General features: G+C 45.8%; 12 protein-coding genes and 1 tRNA gene. 2 read left to right on the forward strand and 11 right to left on the reverse strand.

Annotation, left to right across the window (positions count from 1 at the left end):
• Positions 1-99: 99 nt before the first annotated feature.
• The 8 genes from rnr to MKY28_RS25210 all read right to left on the reverse strand — a co-directional run bounded on the left by rnr (position 100) and on the right by MKY28_RS25210 (position 11235).
• Positions 100-2895 carry a ribonuclease R gene (gene rnr / locus MKY28_RS25175; protein ID WP_340937342.1) on the reverse strand — a complete coding sequence of 932 codons (2796 nt, stop codon included), beginning with the start codon at positions 2893-2895 and terminating at the stop codon, positions 100-102.
• 561 nt (positions 2896-3456) lie between these two features.
• On the reverse strand, positions 3457-3690 hold the full coding sequence (secG, locus tag MKY28_RS25180; RefSeq protein ID WP_017691238.1) for a preprotein translocase subunit SecG: 234 nt from the start codon (positions 3688-3690) through the stop codon (positions 3457-3459).
• Between the two features lie 211 nt (positions 3691-3901).
• Positions 3902-5188 carry a phosphopyruvate hydratase gene (gene eno, locus MKY28_RS25185; RefSeq protein WP_036616228.1) on the reverse strand — a complete coding sequence of 429 codons (1287 nt, stop codon included), beginning with the start codon at positions 5186-5188 and terminating at the stop codon, positions 3902-3904.
• Positions 5189-5427: 239 nt separating this feature from the next.
• Positions 5428-6972: a 2,3-bisphosphoglycerate-independent phosphoglycerate mutase gene (gene gpmI, locus MKY28_RS25190; RefSeq protein ID WP_340937343.1), complete on the reverse strand. Its 1545-nt coding sequence runs from the start codon at positions 6970-6972 to the stop codon at positions 5428-5430.
• 1 nt (position 6973) lies between these two features.
• A complete protein-coding gene (tpiA, locus tag MKY28_RS25195) occupies positions 6974-7726 on the reverse strand; it encodes a triose-phosphate isomerase (protein ID WP_036616221.1) in 753 nt (250 codons plus the stop codon).
• A 36-nt stretch (positions 7727-7762) separates the two neighbouring features.
• Positions 7763-8944 carry a phosphoglycerate kinase gene (locus MKY28_RS25200; RefSeq protein ID WP_036616219.1) on the reverse strand — a complete coding sequence of 394 codons (1182 nt, stop codon included), beginning with the start codon at positions 8942-8944 and terminating at the stop codon, positions 7763-7765.
• A gap of 151 nt (positions 8945-9095) precedes the next feature.
• Positions 9096-10103 carry a type I glyceraldehyde-3-phosphate dehydrogenase gene (gene gap / locus MKY28_RS25205; protein ID WP_017691243.1) on the reverse strand — a complete coding sequence of 336 codons (1008 nt, stop codon included), beginning with the start codon at positions 10101-10103 and terminating at the stop codon, positions 9096-9098.
• 106 nt (positions 10104-10209) lie between these two features.
• Positions 10210-11235 carry a sugar-binding transcriptional regulator gene (locus MKY28_RS25210; RefSeq protein ID WP_036616216.1) on the reverse strand — a complete coding sequence of 342 codons (1026 nt, stop codon included), beginning with the start codon at positions 11233-11235 and terminating at the stop codon, positions 10210-10212.
• Between the two features lie 427 nt (positions 11236-11662).
• Between MKY28_RS25210 and MKY28_RS25215 the strand changes: the two genes are divergently transcribed.
• Together MKY28_RS25215 and clpP are read left to right on the forward strand one after the other, a co-directional pair.
• Positions 11663-11737, forward strand: a tRNA-Arg gene (locus MKY28_RS25215).
• A gap of 176 nt (positions 11738-11913) precedes the next feature.
• Positions 11914-12510, forward strand: coding sequence for an ATP-dependent Clp endopeptidase proteolytic subunit ClpP (gene clpP, locus MKY28_RS25220; protein WP_017691245.1), 597 nt, complete (start codon positions 11914-11916; stop codon positions 12508-12510).
• Between the two features lie 167 nt (positions 12511-12677).
• Here the strand turns inward: clpP and MKY28_RS25225 are convergent, their stop codons facing one another.
• The 3 genes from MKY28_RS25225 to MKY28_RS25235 form a co-directional block, all read right to left on the reverse strand.
• A complete protein-coding gene (locus tag MKY28_RS25225) occupies positions 12678-13775 on the reverse strand; it encodes a stalk domain-containing protein (RefSeq protein ID WP_036616213.1) in 1098 nt (365 codons plus the stop codon).
• A gap of 389 nt (positions 13776-14164) precedes the next feature.
• The gene (locus MKY28_RS25230) at positions 14165-14917 is read right to left on the reverse strand and encodes an SIMPL domain-containing protein (RefSeq protein WP_051447418.1); all 753 of its coding nucleotides are present in this window, start codon (positions 14915-14917) and stop codon (positions 14165-14167) included.
• Positions 14918-15073: 156 nt separating this feature from the next.
• Positions 15074-15343 (reverse strand): HPr family phosphocarrier protein, encoded by a 270-nt coding sequence (locus tag MKY28_RS25235; protein WP_017691248.1) that lies wholly within the window; start codon positions 15341-15343, stop codon positions 15074-15076.
• Positions 15344-15596: the final 253 nt, after the last annotated feature.

Here is a 15596-nt window from a genome sequence, read left to right on the forward strand (position 1 = left end):
TCAGACAATGCGAAACAACACACCGGCTGAAGTGACTATTTCTCTAACACTTAACCGGAGGAACCAATTGTAATCCATCTCTCCAAAGTTACGTTAGCTTTATTTTTTCTTTTTCCGTACAAAAGCTGCCGTGCCGTTACCAGCTGCACCTTTGCTCTTCTTCCGCTTGCGTCGTGGTGCTCCGCCTTCCTGAGCGCCACCAGGAGTTGCATTCTCTCCAATAAATACGCCGCTTGGCGAAGTGTTTTTGCGTCCACTTCCGCCTTTGCCACCTTTATTGCCGCCCTTGCCGGACTTAAAGCTTCCTTCACCGCGACCGCTGCCGCTGTTCAGGTCACTTCCTTGTCCACCGGTTGAATTACTATCCGATCCACCCGATGTAGAGCTATATCCGCCTTTACCGGAGCCAAAACCAAAGCTCACCGCGCCTTTGCCCCGGCCAGTTGATCCTCCAGCATCACCAGCACGACGCTCACCTTTTGGTTTGCCGCTGCCTTTACCTGCGTAGCCACCAGATGAGCCTGCGCCCGCGCCTGAACTCGCTGCTCCACCGCGACCGCCACGTCCACCTTTGCTGCTTTCTTCCGTTGATCTGCCACCACGGCTGGCTCCAGCAGCGGATGAGCCTCCTTTGCCGCCACGTGAACCGCTGAAACCACCCGGTCCACCCTTGGCACCGCCGCGACCGCCACCACTTGCTGGGCGTCCACCTTTACCGCCACGTCCGCCACCGAAGCCGCCAGGACGTTCACCGCGAGGTTTCATATCGACCATTTCAAAATCAATCGTATACTCTTCCATGCTTACACGTGCCACACGGATCTTCACTTCATCACCGATGCGGAAGACTTTCGAGGTACGTTCACCAATCAGAGCCATATGCTGATCGTCAAAATGGTAATAGTCGTCCGTGAGTGCGCTCAGGCGAATCAGGCCTTCAACCGTGTTTTCCAGTTCAATGAACATACCAAAGCTGGTCACACTGCTGATCATGCCTTCGAACTCTTCGCCTACTTTGTCGAGCATGTACTCGGCTTTTTTCATTTTCTCCGTATCCCGCTCAGCTTCTACCGCCACACGTTCACGTTCAGAAGACTGCTGCGCAATATCGGACATACGTGCTGCCAAATACTCCTGACGGTTCTCCGGCAATGCACCATTATTTTCAATGACTTCGCGAATCACCCGGTGAATGACAAGATCGGGATAACGACGAATTGGAGACGTAAAGTGACTATAGAATTCTGCCGCGAGGCCAAAGTGACCCGACATTTCAGAATCATACTTCGCCTGTTTCATCGAACGGAGCATCATCGTACTAATCACAGTTTGTTCTTTCGTTTCTTTAATATCCTCAAGCAACGATTGAAGCGCCCGTGGATGAATCGCATTGCCACGTCCTTTGACCTGGTGTCCAAAATTCGCCGCAAAGGCGAGGAAATTTTGCAGTTTTTCCTGATCCGGGTCTTCGTGCACACGATAAATGAAAGGAACCTTCAACCAGTGGAAATGCTCTGCCACTGTTTCGTTCGCTGCCAACATGAATTCCTCAATAATTTGCTCCGCAATCGAACGCTCCCGTTTCACGATATCTACCGGTTTGCATTCTGCGTCCACAATGATTTTGGATTCTTCAAAATCAAAGTCAACCGCACCACGGCGCATACGCATAGCACGCAGCTTCAAAGCGATCTCTTTCATCAGATGGAAATCATCTACCAGATCCTTATAACGCTCGAGCAATTCCGGCTCTTCACCTTCAAGGATTTTACGGACGTTGGAATACGTCATCCGCTCTTTGGTTTTGATTACACTTGTGAAAATGTCATGTTTTACAACCTTCATCTGGTCGTTAAACTCCATCTCACAAGACAGTGTCAAGCGGTCTACCTGCGGGTTCAAACTACAAATCCCGTTGGACAGACGCTGTGGCAGCATCGGAATAACCCTGTCCACCAGATACACACTGCATCCACGGTTGTAGGCTTCCTGATCAAGCTTGGAATTCTCCTGCACATAATAGCCAACGTCGGCAATATGAACACCCAGACGGTAGTTCCCGTTAGGCAGTTTCTCTACATTTACAGCATCATCCAGATCCTTGGCATCTTCGCCATCAATCGTGACAATGTTAAGTCCGCGCAGATCACGGCGACCCTGTTGTACAATCTCTTCATCCGTGATGGAGTCGGGTGCTTTTTCCGCCTCTTCTACCACTTCATCAGGGAAAGCTTCAGGCAACTGATGCTTGCGAATGACGGACAAAATATCAATACCCGGCTCATCCTTATGACCGAGAATCTCGATCACTTCACCTTCGGCAGCCGCACGGCCCTCCGGATAGCTGACGATCTTGGCTACGACCTTCTGTCCATCAACCGCCCCAGCAAAGTTGGTACGTGGGATGAAAATATCGCGATTAATCCGTTTATCATCCGGAATGACAAATCCGTACACCTCATGGCTCTGGAACACACCAACGACTTGTGTCACAGCACGAGTAACAATACGGACGATCTCACCCTCCAAACGACCACCTGAAGGTCCTTGAGATGTGACTTTAACCAATACCGTATCACCATTCATCGCACTTTTCATATCATTGGCGTGAATGTACACATCCGGGTGCTCCCGATCCTCAGGGATAAGGAAAGCGAAACCTTTGGCGTGAGCCTGTAAACGTCCACGTACCAAATCCATGCGCTCTGGCATGCCATAGCGATTGTTACGGGTCAGCAAAACTTTACCGGATTCCTCCAGCGTATTAAGCATAATCAAAAAGGCTTTGAAATCAGCTGCATCTTCAATAGCGAAGTGCTGTTCCAACTCCTGATAAGTCATCGGTTTATAAGCGGTTTCCCGCATGAAGTCGAGCAATTGTTGTTCTGTTATCATTAATATATTCACCTCGGGAAACATAAAAGTGTAAGCAAGTCTCATCTCTTTATGTATCGGAATTCTTACCATTTTCATGCAATACAATATCACTGTTGTGAAGAGTGTAGTAGTGCAACCATACTATCTCATACCCTAGTATACACGAATTCAATCCGGCCCATCCGTACTACGCAAAAAAACCGCGGTCGCCGGGCGCTCCTCTAATATCACGCTTTCACATATCTCTACAGACATTTTATGCGATACACGTGCTGTGCGCATCTGGAAAAGGACTACATCCGGAAATTTTCTGTACACATGACATTCATTATAGGGAGTGAGTTCGCGTAACGAATAAGCGAGGGACATACCATACATGATAGGGGTGTGTTGCATGTTAAGGAAGGAAAACCAAACAGAAGTGAGAAGAAGACCTAAAATCATGGAGTCTATAGATTAAATTCTTGGAAAAGTTTGGACGCGTAAGAATTTATTAAAAAACCCCCGTTTCTTCACGAAACGAAGGTTCATCAATTAAGCCATTAGCTTAAGCTATTCATTGAACAGCAGTTCCAATTCTTACTTGGAAGCCACCGTAACAACAATAGACAAAATCATAAATCCTGCACCCAGTACCACCGTTGCACGTTGCAGGAAGAGATCCAATCCGCGCGCTTTCGTTTTACCGAAAAGATGTTCCGCACCACCGGAGATGGCACCCGCCAAACCAGCGCTTTTCCCGTGCTGCAGTAATACTACAGTGATTAGACCGATCGAGAAAACAACGAGCAGCAATTTCAAAGCAATATCCATTCTTTCCACCTCCTACCCATGTGGGCATACATCTCACCATAAAAACAGTTACTTTAATTGTAACATAGCTATGGTTGTACTACAAGTAGTACAGTTTATACAATGCCCTAAATTTCACCATTTGCTTGAACCTTACGTTATACCATTACTTCGTTGCAATAAAAAAGACAAGCCGGTTACCCGGCTTGCCCGTAAAAGCTGGATATCCAGCTTATTTTTTAAGGTTGTAGAATCCTTTAAGACCATTGTATTGAGCCAGTTCACCCAGTTGATCCTCAATGCGGAGCAATTGGTTGTACTTCGCGATACGGTCTGTACGGGAAGGAGCACCCGTTTTGATTTGACCAGCGTTAGTTGCAACAGCGATATCAGCGATAGTGCTGTCTTCGGACTCACCGGAACGGTGAGATATTACAGCTGTGTATCCTGCGCGTTTAGCCATTTCGATTGCATCAAATGTTTCAGTCAATGTACCGATTTGGTTAACTTTGATCAGGATGGAGTTACCGATACCTTCGTTGATACCTCTGCCCAGACGCTCAGTGTTTGTTACGAACAGGTCATCACCAACGAGTTGTACTTTGTCTCCCAATTTCTCAGTGAGCAATTTCCAACCATCCCAGTCATCTTCGGACATACCGTCTTCGATTGTGATGATTGGGTATTTCTCAACCCATGAAGCCAGAAGGTCAACATACTCAGCGGAAGTGTAAGATTTACCTTCGCCAGCAAGTGTGTACTTACCATCTTTGTAGAACTCAGTGGAAGCAACGTCCATACCCAAGAATACGTCAACGCCTGGTTTGTAACCAGCTTTTTCAATTGCTTCGATGATTGTAGTGATTGCTTCTTCGTTCGAACCAAGGTTCGGTGCGAAACCACCTTCGTCACCTACAGCTGTGTTCAAGCCTTTGGAGCTCAATACGGATTTCAAGTTGTGGAAGATCTCTGCACCTACGCGAAGAGCTTCTTTGAAGCTTGGTGCTCCAACTGGAAGAACCATGAACTCTTGAACGTCGATGTTGTTGTCAGCATGCTCACCACCGTTGATGATGTTCATCATTGGTACTGGCAATGCTTTAGCGTTGAATCCGCCCAGGTAAACATACAATGGCAGGTCCAGAGCGTCAGCAGCTGCGCGAGCTACTGCCATGGATACAGCCAGGATTGCGTTAGCGCCCAGTTTACCTTTGTTTGGCGTACCATCCAAAGTGATCATCAATTTGTCGATACCCAGTTGATCCAATGCATCCATACCGATAACTTCTGGAGCGATTGTTTCGTTTACGTTTTTAACAGCTTGCAGAACGCCTTTACCGAGGTAACGGGATTTGTCACCATCGCGAAGCTCAACAGCTTCGTGGGCACCAGTGGATGCACCAGATGGAACGATTGCGCGTCCGATTGCGCCGGACTCCAGGTATACTTCAACTTCTACTGTAGGGTTACCGCGGGAGTCGAGGACTTCGCGAGCGTACACGTCAGAAATAATAGTCATTTGTGATAATCTCCTTTAAATTTGAAATTTTATTTTAATACGTTCAGAACAAACATGTTTCACCAAGCCACTCCGCGTGCAGTACCGTCCTTCGATCGCTGTTATCCCCAAATTCTTTGAACTCCTTATAAAAGGTGAGAATTAGGGGATAAAGGCGAGCGCTTCGCTTCTCCAGATCGGTTCTGCCCGCTTCGTTAAGGTGTAACTTAGGTCTTATTCGACAACCTATTAAAATTATATTATTTACGAGTAGCGATGACGGATGTACCTGTCATCTCAGCCGGTTTAGGCAATTGCATCAGGTCAAGGATCGTTGGCGCGATATCCGCCAGGATTCCGCCTTCACGCAAGGTTACATTGGCATCCGTAACGATGAATGGAACCGGGTTCGTAGTATGAGCTGTGAACGGACGTCCTTTCTCATCGAACACCATATCCGCGTTACCATGATCCGCCGTGATCAGTACAACGCCGCCTTTGGCAAGTACTGCATCCACAACACGGCCCATGCACTCATCTGTTACTTCAACCGCTTTGATGGTAGGCTCCAGCATGCCGGAGTGTCCAACCATATCAGGGTTAGCAAAGTTCAGAATGATGGCGTCATGTTTGTCTGCTTCGATCTCGCGAACACATGCGTCAGCTACTTCATAAGCGCTCATCTCTGGTTGCAGATCATACGTTGCAACTTTTGGTGAGTTGATCAGTACACGAGTTTCGCCCGGAAGCTCCACATCACGACCGCCGCTGAAGAAGAAGGTAACGTGCGGGTATTTCTCAGTTTCTGCAATACGCAGTTGTTTTTTATTGTTCTGTACCAGAACTTCACCCAGGGTGTTGTCGAGGTTCTTCGGCGAATAAGCCACATAACCTTCAACCGTCTCGCTGAACAAAGTCAAGCATACAAAGTGCAAGCCCACAGGGAACTTCGGACCACGATCAAAACCGCGGAAATCCTGGTTCGTGAATACTTGCGACAACTGGATCGCACGGTCAGGACGGAAGTTGAGGAAGATAACGGAATCGCCGCTCTCAACCAAACCTACCGGCTCACCATCCGCTTTAACGATAACCGTTGGTTCAACGAATTCATCAAATACGGATTTATCATACGATTCTTCAACCGCTTTGAGTGGGTCAGTGTATTTTGGTCCATCTCCATAAACGATGGCACGGTATGATTTCTCAACCCGTTCCCAACGTTTGTCACGGTCCATCGCGTAATAGCGACCTTGAACCGTTGCGATTTTACCTACACCGACTTCTTCAATCTTAGCGATCAGTTTCTGCATGAAGTCTTTACCACTGTCTGGCATAACATCACGGCCATCCATGAAAGCATGAATATATACATCATTCATTCCTTCTTTTTTGGCCAGATCCAGCATAGCAAACAGGTGGTCGATGTGACTATGTACGCCGCCATCAGACAACAAGCCGTAGAGATGAAGTTTTTTGCCGCTTTGTTTCGCTTCGCGAACGGCTTTGACAAGTGTTTCATTGTCGTAGAACTCGCCGTCACGAATGGATTTGGAGATACGGGTCAAATCCTGGTATACGATCCGGCCGGCACCAATGTTCAGGTGACCTACCTCGGAATTTCCCATTTGCCCTTCTGGCAAACCTACAGCTTCACCGCAAGCAGTGAGCGTTGTATGTGGAAATTGGCTCATGAAACGGTCGTAGTTCGGTTTCTTGGCTTGCGCTACCGCATTGCCTTCCACCGTGTTACGCAGACCAAAGCCATCCATGATGATCAGTGCTACAGGTTTTGGAGCTGTCATCTTACTTCGCCCCCTCAACAAGCGCGATGAACGAAGCCGGCTGCAAGCTGGCACCGCCAACAAGTGCGCCGTCGATGTCGCTTTGTCCGAGGTATTCTGTTACGTTCTCTGGTTTAACACTGCCGCCGTATTGAATACGAACTGCATTCGCAACCGTCTCGTTGTACAGATCCTTCACCAGCGTACGAATGTAAGCAATAACTTCATTCGCATCTTGGGAAGTGGAGGATTTGCCTGTACCAATCGCCCAGATTGGCTCATAAGCGATAACAACTTGTGCCGCTTGCTCTGCAGACAGACCTGCAAAAGCAGCTACTGTTTGCACTTTGCATACGTCTTTTGTTTGGTTCGCTTCACGCTCTTCAAGCGTCTCACCAAGGCAGAAGATTGGAGTCAATCCGTGACGGAATGCTGCATGCAACTTTTTATTGACAGTCTCATCGGTTTCCGCAAAATATTGACGGCGCTCCGAGTGACCAATAATGACATAATCCACACCCAGGTCTTTCAGCATCACGCCGCTGATTTCACCTGTGAATGCACCGTTATCTTCAAAATGAAGATTTTGTGCACCAATTTTGATGTTTGTGCCTTTAACAGCTTCTACCAGGGATGGCAGATTTGTAAACGGTGCGCAGATTACAGTTTCCACGCCTTCAACTTCCGCTTTTCCTTTAACTTCCTGAATGAAGTCATTGGATTCGGAAACCGTTTTGAACATTTTCCAGTTACCTGCGATAATCGGTGTTCTCATGGGTTTCAACTCCTTCATGCTATAGGCTACTAAAACTTACTTGTCGTTCAATGCCACTACGCCTGGAAGTACTTTACCTTCCATGAACTCGAGCGATGCACCGCCACCTGTAGAGATGTGGTTCATCTTGTCAGCCAATTTGAACTTCTCAGCTGCTGCTGCGGAGTCACCGCCACCAATTACAGTGTAAGCTTCTGTCTCAGCGCAAGCTTCCGCTACTGCACGAGTACCGTGGGAGAATGGCTCGATTTCAAATACGCCCATTGGTCCGTTCCACACAACCAATTTGGAGTTTTTGATTACATCAGCATAGATCTCACGTGTTTTAGGACCGATGTCGATACCTTCCCAATCTGCTGGGATACCATCGATGTCAACGATTTGTGTGTTTGCTTTCGCACTGAAATCGTCAGATACTACGATATCTACCGGCAGGTAGAAGTTTTTGCCCAATTTTTTCGCTTTTTCGATAAAACCGAGAGCAACATCAAGTTTGGAATCATCCAGCAAGGATTGTCCAATTTCATGTCCTTGTGCTTTGAAGAACGTGTAAGTCAGACCGCCACCGATGATTACGTTGTCTGCAATGTTCAGCAGGTTGTCGATTACATCGATTTTGTCCTTAACTTTGGATCCACCAATGATAGCTGTGAAAGGACGCTCAGGGTTGGAGATTGCTTTACCCAACACTTCAAGTTCTTTCTCCATCAACAAACCGGACACTGCTGGAAGCAAGTGAGCGATTCCTTCAGTCGAAGCGTGTGCTCTGTGAGCCGCGCCAAACGCATCGTTAACGAAAACGTCAGCCAGTTCAGCGAATTGTTTTGCCAGTTCCGGATCGTTTTTCTCTTCGCCTGCGTGGAAACGAACGTTTTCAAGCAACAATACGTCGCCGTTGTTCAGTTCAGCGATTTGAGCTTTAACAGCGTCACCAACAGAACCGTCAGCTTTAACAACTGTTTTACCAAGCAATTCAGACAAACGCTCAGCTGCTGGAGTCAAACGCAAAGATTCAACCACTTCGCCGTTAGGACGACCCATGTGGCTTGCCAAAATGACTTTAGCGCCTTTTTCAATCAAGAAGTTGATTGTAGGAAGCGTTGCACGAATACGTTTGTCATCTGTAATTTTACCATCTTCGAGCGGCACATTGAAATCTACACGGACAAAAGCCCGTTTTCCTGTCAATTCGATATCGCGTACACTTTTTTTGTTCATCTGTATTTCCTCCGCACCCATGTATTTGGTGGACCAATCAAGAGCTAAAATCCCTCGTCAATCCTGGTGTTTTTGAGAAATTTGCAAAATGTAGATATATAAAGAGCGGAAACAATATAGCATCTGTTTCCGCTCTATGTTATTACAGATATTACTTAATCATTTTTGCAAAGTGCTCCAAAGTGCGAACCAATTGTGCAGTGTAGGACATTTCATTGTCATACCAAGCTACAGTCTTAACCAATTGTTGGTCGCCAACAGTCAGAACTTTAGTTTGAGTTGCATCAAACAGGGAACCGAAAGTGATTCCTTGGATATCGGAAGATACGATTTCGTCTTCTGTGTATCCGAAAGTTTCTGGATCGGAAGCTTCTTGCATAGCTGCGTTAACTTCTTCAGCCGTTACTTTTTTGTTCAGAACAGTTACGAGCTCAGTCAGGGAACCAGTAGCTACTGGTACACGTTGAGCTGCACCATCAAGGATGCCTTGCAGTTCTGGGATTACCAGACCGATTGCTTTAGCAGCACCAGTTGTGTTAGGGATGATGTTTTCAGCTGCTGCGCGAGCACGACGGAAGTCACCTTTAGGGTGTGGAGCATCCAACGTGTTTTGGTCGCCAGTGTAAGCGTGAATTGTAGTCATCAAACCTTGAACGATTCCGAATTTGTCTTGCAGTGTTTTTGCCATAGGTGCCAGGCAGTTTGTTGTGCAAGATGCACCGGAGATTACAGTTTCAGTACCGTCGAGGATTTCATGGTTTACGTTGTAAACGATGGTTTTCATGTCGCCAGTAGCTGGTGCGGAGATAACAACTTTCTTAGCTCCACCTTTCAAGTGTTTCTCAGCTGCTTCTTTAGTTGTGAAGAAACCAGTACATTCCAGAACGATATCTACGCCCAGGTCGCCCCAAGGAAGTTCTTCCGGGTTACGGTTAGCCAATACTTTAACTTCTTTGCCGTTCACTTTGAAGAAGCCATCGTGTACTTCAACATCGCCATCGAAGCGACCTTGAGTTGTATCATATTTGAGCAAATGAGCGAGCATTTTAGCGTCAGTCAAGTCGTTGATTGCTACTACCTCGATGCCTGCTACATTTTGAATACGGCGGAATGCCAAGCGTCCAATACGTCCAAAACCGTTAATACCTACTTTAATCATGAGTAAGTTCCTCCCAAGTTTTGATTAATTTTTTATGAAACTTATATATTCAAGACAGACGGTGAAGTCCGTCAAGACAACAATAGTTGTGATGCAAAGTAAAACCTTATTCCATTTCAGCAACAATGACTTCGGCAGCAGCCTCATCAATAATCAGAATATCTTCCTGACCAAATCGTAACACGGAATGTATAGCAGCAGCTTTGCTTTTGCCACCTGCAATTCCAATCACAACATCGGTTCGTTCAATATCCTGAAGTCGCATACCCAGTGTAAGCATGGTATGTACCACCTTACCCTGATCATTAAAGTAATAACCGAAAGATTCAGATACGGCCCCTTGCTCCTGAAGTTCATCTATAATCTCCGTCGCAAGTTTGCGTCTTTTGGCCATCTCTACGGCATCACCAATTCCATGAATAACAATCCGTGATTGCCTGATCAGCTGCAGAATCTCCTGAACACTAGGGTCCTGGATTAATGATTCATAGGCATGATCACTGAGCAAATCCGGTACATGCAGGAGTTTGTATTGCGCCCCTACCCGTTTTGCCATTGTGGATGCGATCGTATTAGCCTGAATTTCAAGGCTTTCTCCAAGTCCACCGCGTGCCGGTACGAACCAGACACCTTTGAGCGATGTTGGCGGATTTAGTTGTTCTGCGACTTCGGCCGTTGTTGAACCGCCAGTAACGGCGACAACGTCGTTGTCACTCATGATATTGCCGAGAGCCTTCGCTCCGGCTCTGCCCAGTTCCCTTTTGGCAAATGGAGAAACGTCCGAATCGCCAGGAACCACAACTACCTTTTGCAGACCGTAGGCTTGCTTGATGCGCTCTTCCAGCTCGGATAATCCGAACAGCTCTTTGGCTACGGGCTCTAACTGCTGCAGCAAATCATACCCTGCCTCACTGATCTTCATTCCTGCACTGTCAATTTCAATAAGTCCCTGAGCCTTTAACAGATCGGTCTCAGCCCTCAGAACCCGCTCGGTCATCTGCATGGAATTAGCTAACGTTCTCCGTCCGATCACATCCGATAACATGATCTGTTGCAGAATCGTATACCTCTTTTTCAAGATATCCATGAGATCAGGCAGAAGCTGCTTTTGTACTTCTAAAATCGTTCGCATGCTTTCCACTCCCGCAAGTTCTCGTTCTAAGCTCTCTTTCGTGGCCCTAAAACGTCCCGGGTTAACTTTTTAAGTCCCACGTCTATTCTACCTAAAACTGACGCGACATGCAAGTGTTTCAACGTGTTATTTCGACACGCATTCAGCGTTTGTACGCGCCTATTTTCACAATCTTAGACTTCCATGATCTAGGACTAGCTCACGCATACCATATATAGAAGAAACAAATGAATTCCATCTACATATCGCTTAGAATCACATTTCATACGGCATGTCCAAAACCTCTAATAGCATTTACTTAAATGCACTCTTTATCCACTCTTCTTCATCATGATCATTTTTAGCTCAATCCAAACCAACATACATAACGAACTGCTTGCAATTAAATATTCCATGAGCTATAATCATTATTGCTGTCACATAATGTGCGCCCGTGGTCCAATGGATATGACGTAGGCCTCCGAAGCCTGAGATCCAAGTTCGATTCTTGGCGGGCGCGCCATTTTTATTTAACAGCTCATAACCCATTTAACCAATGAAACCGGAAAGGTTTCTTTTTTTTGCAAGTTAGTTTGACTTTCTTTGACTTTTTGTTTGGAATTGTTTATTATGTGGGTAATACGGTAACAGTTTAAGTATAAACACCAATAACATTTACATTCCAAGGAGGTTTTTCACGTGAGTTTTATTCCAATGGTCGTTGAACAGAGCAACCGGGGTGAGCGCGCCTACGACATCTACTCCAGATTGCTGAAGGATCGTATTATTTTCCTTGGTAGCGATGTTAATGACGTAGTGGCTAATGCCATTATGGCACAGATGTTGTTCCTGGCTGCGGAAGATCCGGAGAAAGACATTCACTTATACATCAACAGCCCAGGCGGATCGATTACAGCCGGTATGGCCATTTACGATACAATGCAATTCATCAAACCGGATGTATCTACCATCTGTGTAGGTATGGCGGCTTCCATGGGTGCATTCTTGCTGAATGCCGGTGCAAAAGGTAAACGTTTTGCATTACCAAACAGTGAAATTATGATTCACCAACCACTTGGTGGTGCACAAGGTCAGGCTTCTGACATCGAAATCCGTGCTCGTCGCATCCTGAAAATGCGTGATACGTTGAACCGCATCATCTCTGAGCGTTCAGGTCAACCGCTGGAGCGGATTGAGAAAGATACAGATCGTGACTACTTCATGAGTGCTGCTGAAGCCGCCGATTACGGTATCATTGATAAAGTCATCGAAAACGTAGGATCACAAGGCATCTAAGTGTGACGTAGACCACGGTCTATGCGTTAACATAATCAACACCTAACGTAATCAGCAACATATAATTGTGTTGTCTATACGAGAAGAAGCCCTCATCATAATTATGATGGGGGCTTCTTTTTTCATTTTATAAGGAAGAAAACTTAAGAGTGCATAATAATGATTCTTTATTTGGTTCCATTTACATTATTGAAAGGTTCCGTGCCTTTAGGGAGAAGCTCTTTGTACGTAAATGGCATTTCAGGGAATCCCTCTGCGTACGCCGTATACTCATACAACTGGAAGAACACAACTACACCCGTTGGTGTCACATAGAAATCTTGATCTTTATTTAACCCTTTATAACCGTCGAGGTATCCACCGCGGGCTTTCAGTTGTTCACCCACTTTTTTACTCAACGTCTCGCGCATGGTTTTGTTATTTTGCAGCACATCATCTAACGTAAGCTCCTTACCTGTGTCCAGTGCAAAGGTGTGGCCCGTACGGTACGTCATACCATGAGCGCCAGCATAATCTTCGTATCGTTGTGTAATGAGTCCCAGCACGCCTTTTTCGTTGTACGTCACTACATAGGAGCTCTCAAATGCATATGGACGGTTGGCTGTTGCACCGCCGAATTCAGATGTCTGTTTCTTGAAGTCAGCTACATACGCATCCACTTCGTCTTTCAACACTTTGTTGATCGCCGCTTCAGCTTCTTTGCTGGCAAGTCCACTCACTTGCGGATATTGAACATCTACTTCAGCATTTTTTACAGTAACATTAACTGTTGCCGCTTTAATTTTAACGTTATTTTGTTTCACTTTGCTGAGTGTCAACGTTTTGGTTTTGCTATCCCAATTCCCCTGTACACCCAGATAATCTCTCATTGCCGAGAATGGGATATATAATCTGCCGTTGATCAGCTTTGCGTCCACTTGAGGATAATAGTTGTTAATTCGAACACTCGGCTCGCCATCCAATAGGCTGATCGTCATTGTGTTATTGGCTGCTGTCAAAGCGTACTCTTTGGTTTTCGCATCATATTTCAGCGTTCCACCTGCCACATCTTTAACTGCCGTAAGAGATACCCAAGTTGAACCACCTTGAAGAAGTCCTTTTTGAGTCAGTGTTTTTCCACCCGACTTCAGGGTCACCTCAGCTGTGGTTGTCACTTTCGAGGATACCGATGCCGCCTGAACCGAACTGTCCTGCCACACCGAACCGCTACCTACAATAATTCCTGCTGCGAGCAATGCACTTGTCCATTTTTTCCATGATGTCATATATAAAACTCCTCTCCGAATTCACAATTAGGGATCATTGCGTATGTAATCCTGACCTGATCGCATATCTCATACGCTCACCTCTCTATTATAATTAACCCGATTTCGGAAAGGTTTACAGCTCGAGTTACAATGTTGATGAATATCAGTAGGAAAATATATGGGGATATGACCTTTTTGTCACGAACAACTATACAAAAAAGATACCAATATACAACATTTCATGTTGCTTCGAATAAAGTTCCCTCCTATCTAACTTCATCAAAGTTTGCTTTTCCAACAAAAAAAGACTCTGTCCACAGGACAAAGTCTTTGTCATTATTTCGTTGTACCCTTCAAATGACACTTATAAAGGTTACTTGAGCTTACAATCCTTAGTTCACTCTTGTTTATTTCATTTCATACGTGATATTCAGGATTGTGCTTACTTTAACCTGGCCTGTTTCAATCTCAGTGCCACCTGCTGTATCTTGTGCTTTGGACATCAACGCCTCGCTTGCATAGAATACAGGCACATTGGCATCACCTTGGCTCACGGAAAGAACAGCACCCAGTTGACGTTTAACTGCTTTTGCAATGGCGCCCGCTTTCACATCTGCATTGGCAACAGCTTTTTCAATCACTTGGGACTCATAACTTTCCGGATTTTCTACAGTAAAGCGCACGTTTTCAATATTGTTGGCACCCGCACCCGAAGCAGCATCGAGCAACTCGCCAATCTTATCCATCTGACGATATGTGACTGTCAGCGTATGATGCGCTGTATATCCTTTAATTTGTTGTCCGTCTTTTTCGCTATACGTATAGTTGGGTTGTACAGAGAACTGACTCGTTTGAATGTCGTCTGCACTGATCTTCCACGTATTCTTCAGCAAGTTGGATACCTTTTGAACTTTGGCAGCATTCGCTTTTTGAGCAGATGCAGCTGTCTCTGCAGTACTGTTCACACCAATGGACAGATAAGCGATATCAGGCTTCACCTGAATCTCACCTTTACCCACAACATTAATCACATTCTGTTGTACACCCTGAACCTCTGCAGCGTAAGCATAGTTACCTGGTGCAACCCATGCTGTTCCTCCAATAAGCAACGTACTTGCCACCAGCACCGCACCAAACGGTTTCATCCATTGTTTACCCATCACAATAGCCTCCTTATGTGTTAACATCTCAAACTTTAAACGATTTGATACCTTAACAGACGGGACAAATTCCATAATGTTGCACTTGACGATAGCAAATACGTCAATAACGCAAAAAAGCCCCTTTCGGGACTTCTTCATTGGATTGATCATATCTTATTGGTTTTCGAGCTCTTCCTTGCTTACCAGACTAACTAAAGCGTTTACAGCCTGTTCGGCATCCGCGCCTTCTGCACTAATCTGGATTTCCGTACCTGTGCTAATTGCAAGGCTCATGATCCCCATGATACTTTTTGCATTAACTTTTTTGTCGTCCTTCTCGACGAACACTTCAGACGAGTACTTATTCGCTTCTTGAACGAACAGTGCCGCAGGTCTGGCATGGAGACCCGTTTTCAAACGGACAACTACCGGGTGCTTTGTCATGGAAACTTACCCCCTATTATGAAATCTGGACATTAAATACACAATTATATTTAAACAACATTATACCATTAACCCGTGCAGGACACTAGAAGAAAAAACTCAGGGTGCTTTGGAGGACCTTATCTTGCCCTAATTTCATCTTTTGCACAGCGCATCCAATGACCTAAGTAAGTCCCCTAGTTCCTTAACGGTTGACTTTCCCGACTTTTCTGTTCAGCAGAAACAGCCGACCTTGTTACTTTACCCTACTCCG

The organism is Paenibacillus sp. FSL R5-0473 (assembly GCF_038004565.1).
GTDB lineage: Bacteria > Bacillota > Bacilli > Paenibacillales > Paenibacillaceae > Paenibacillus > Paenibacillus amylolyticus.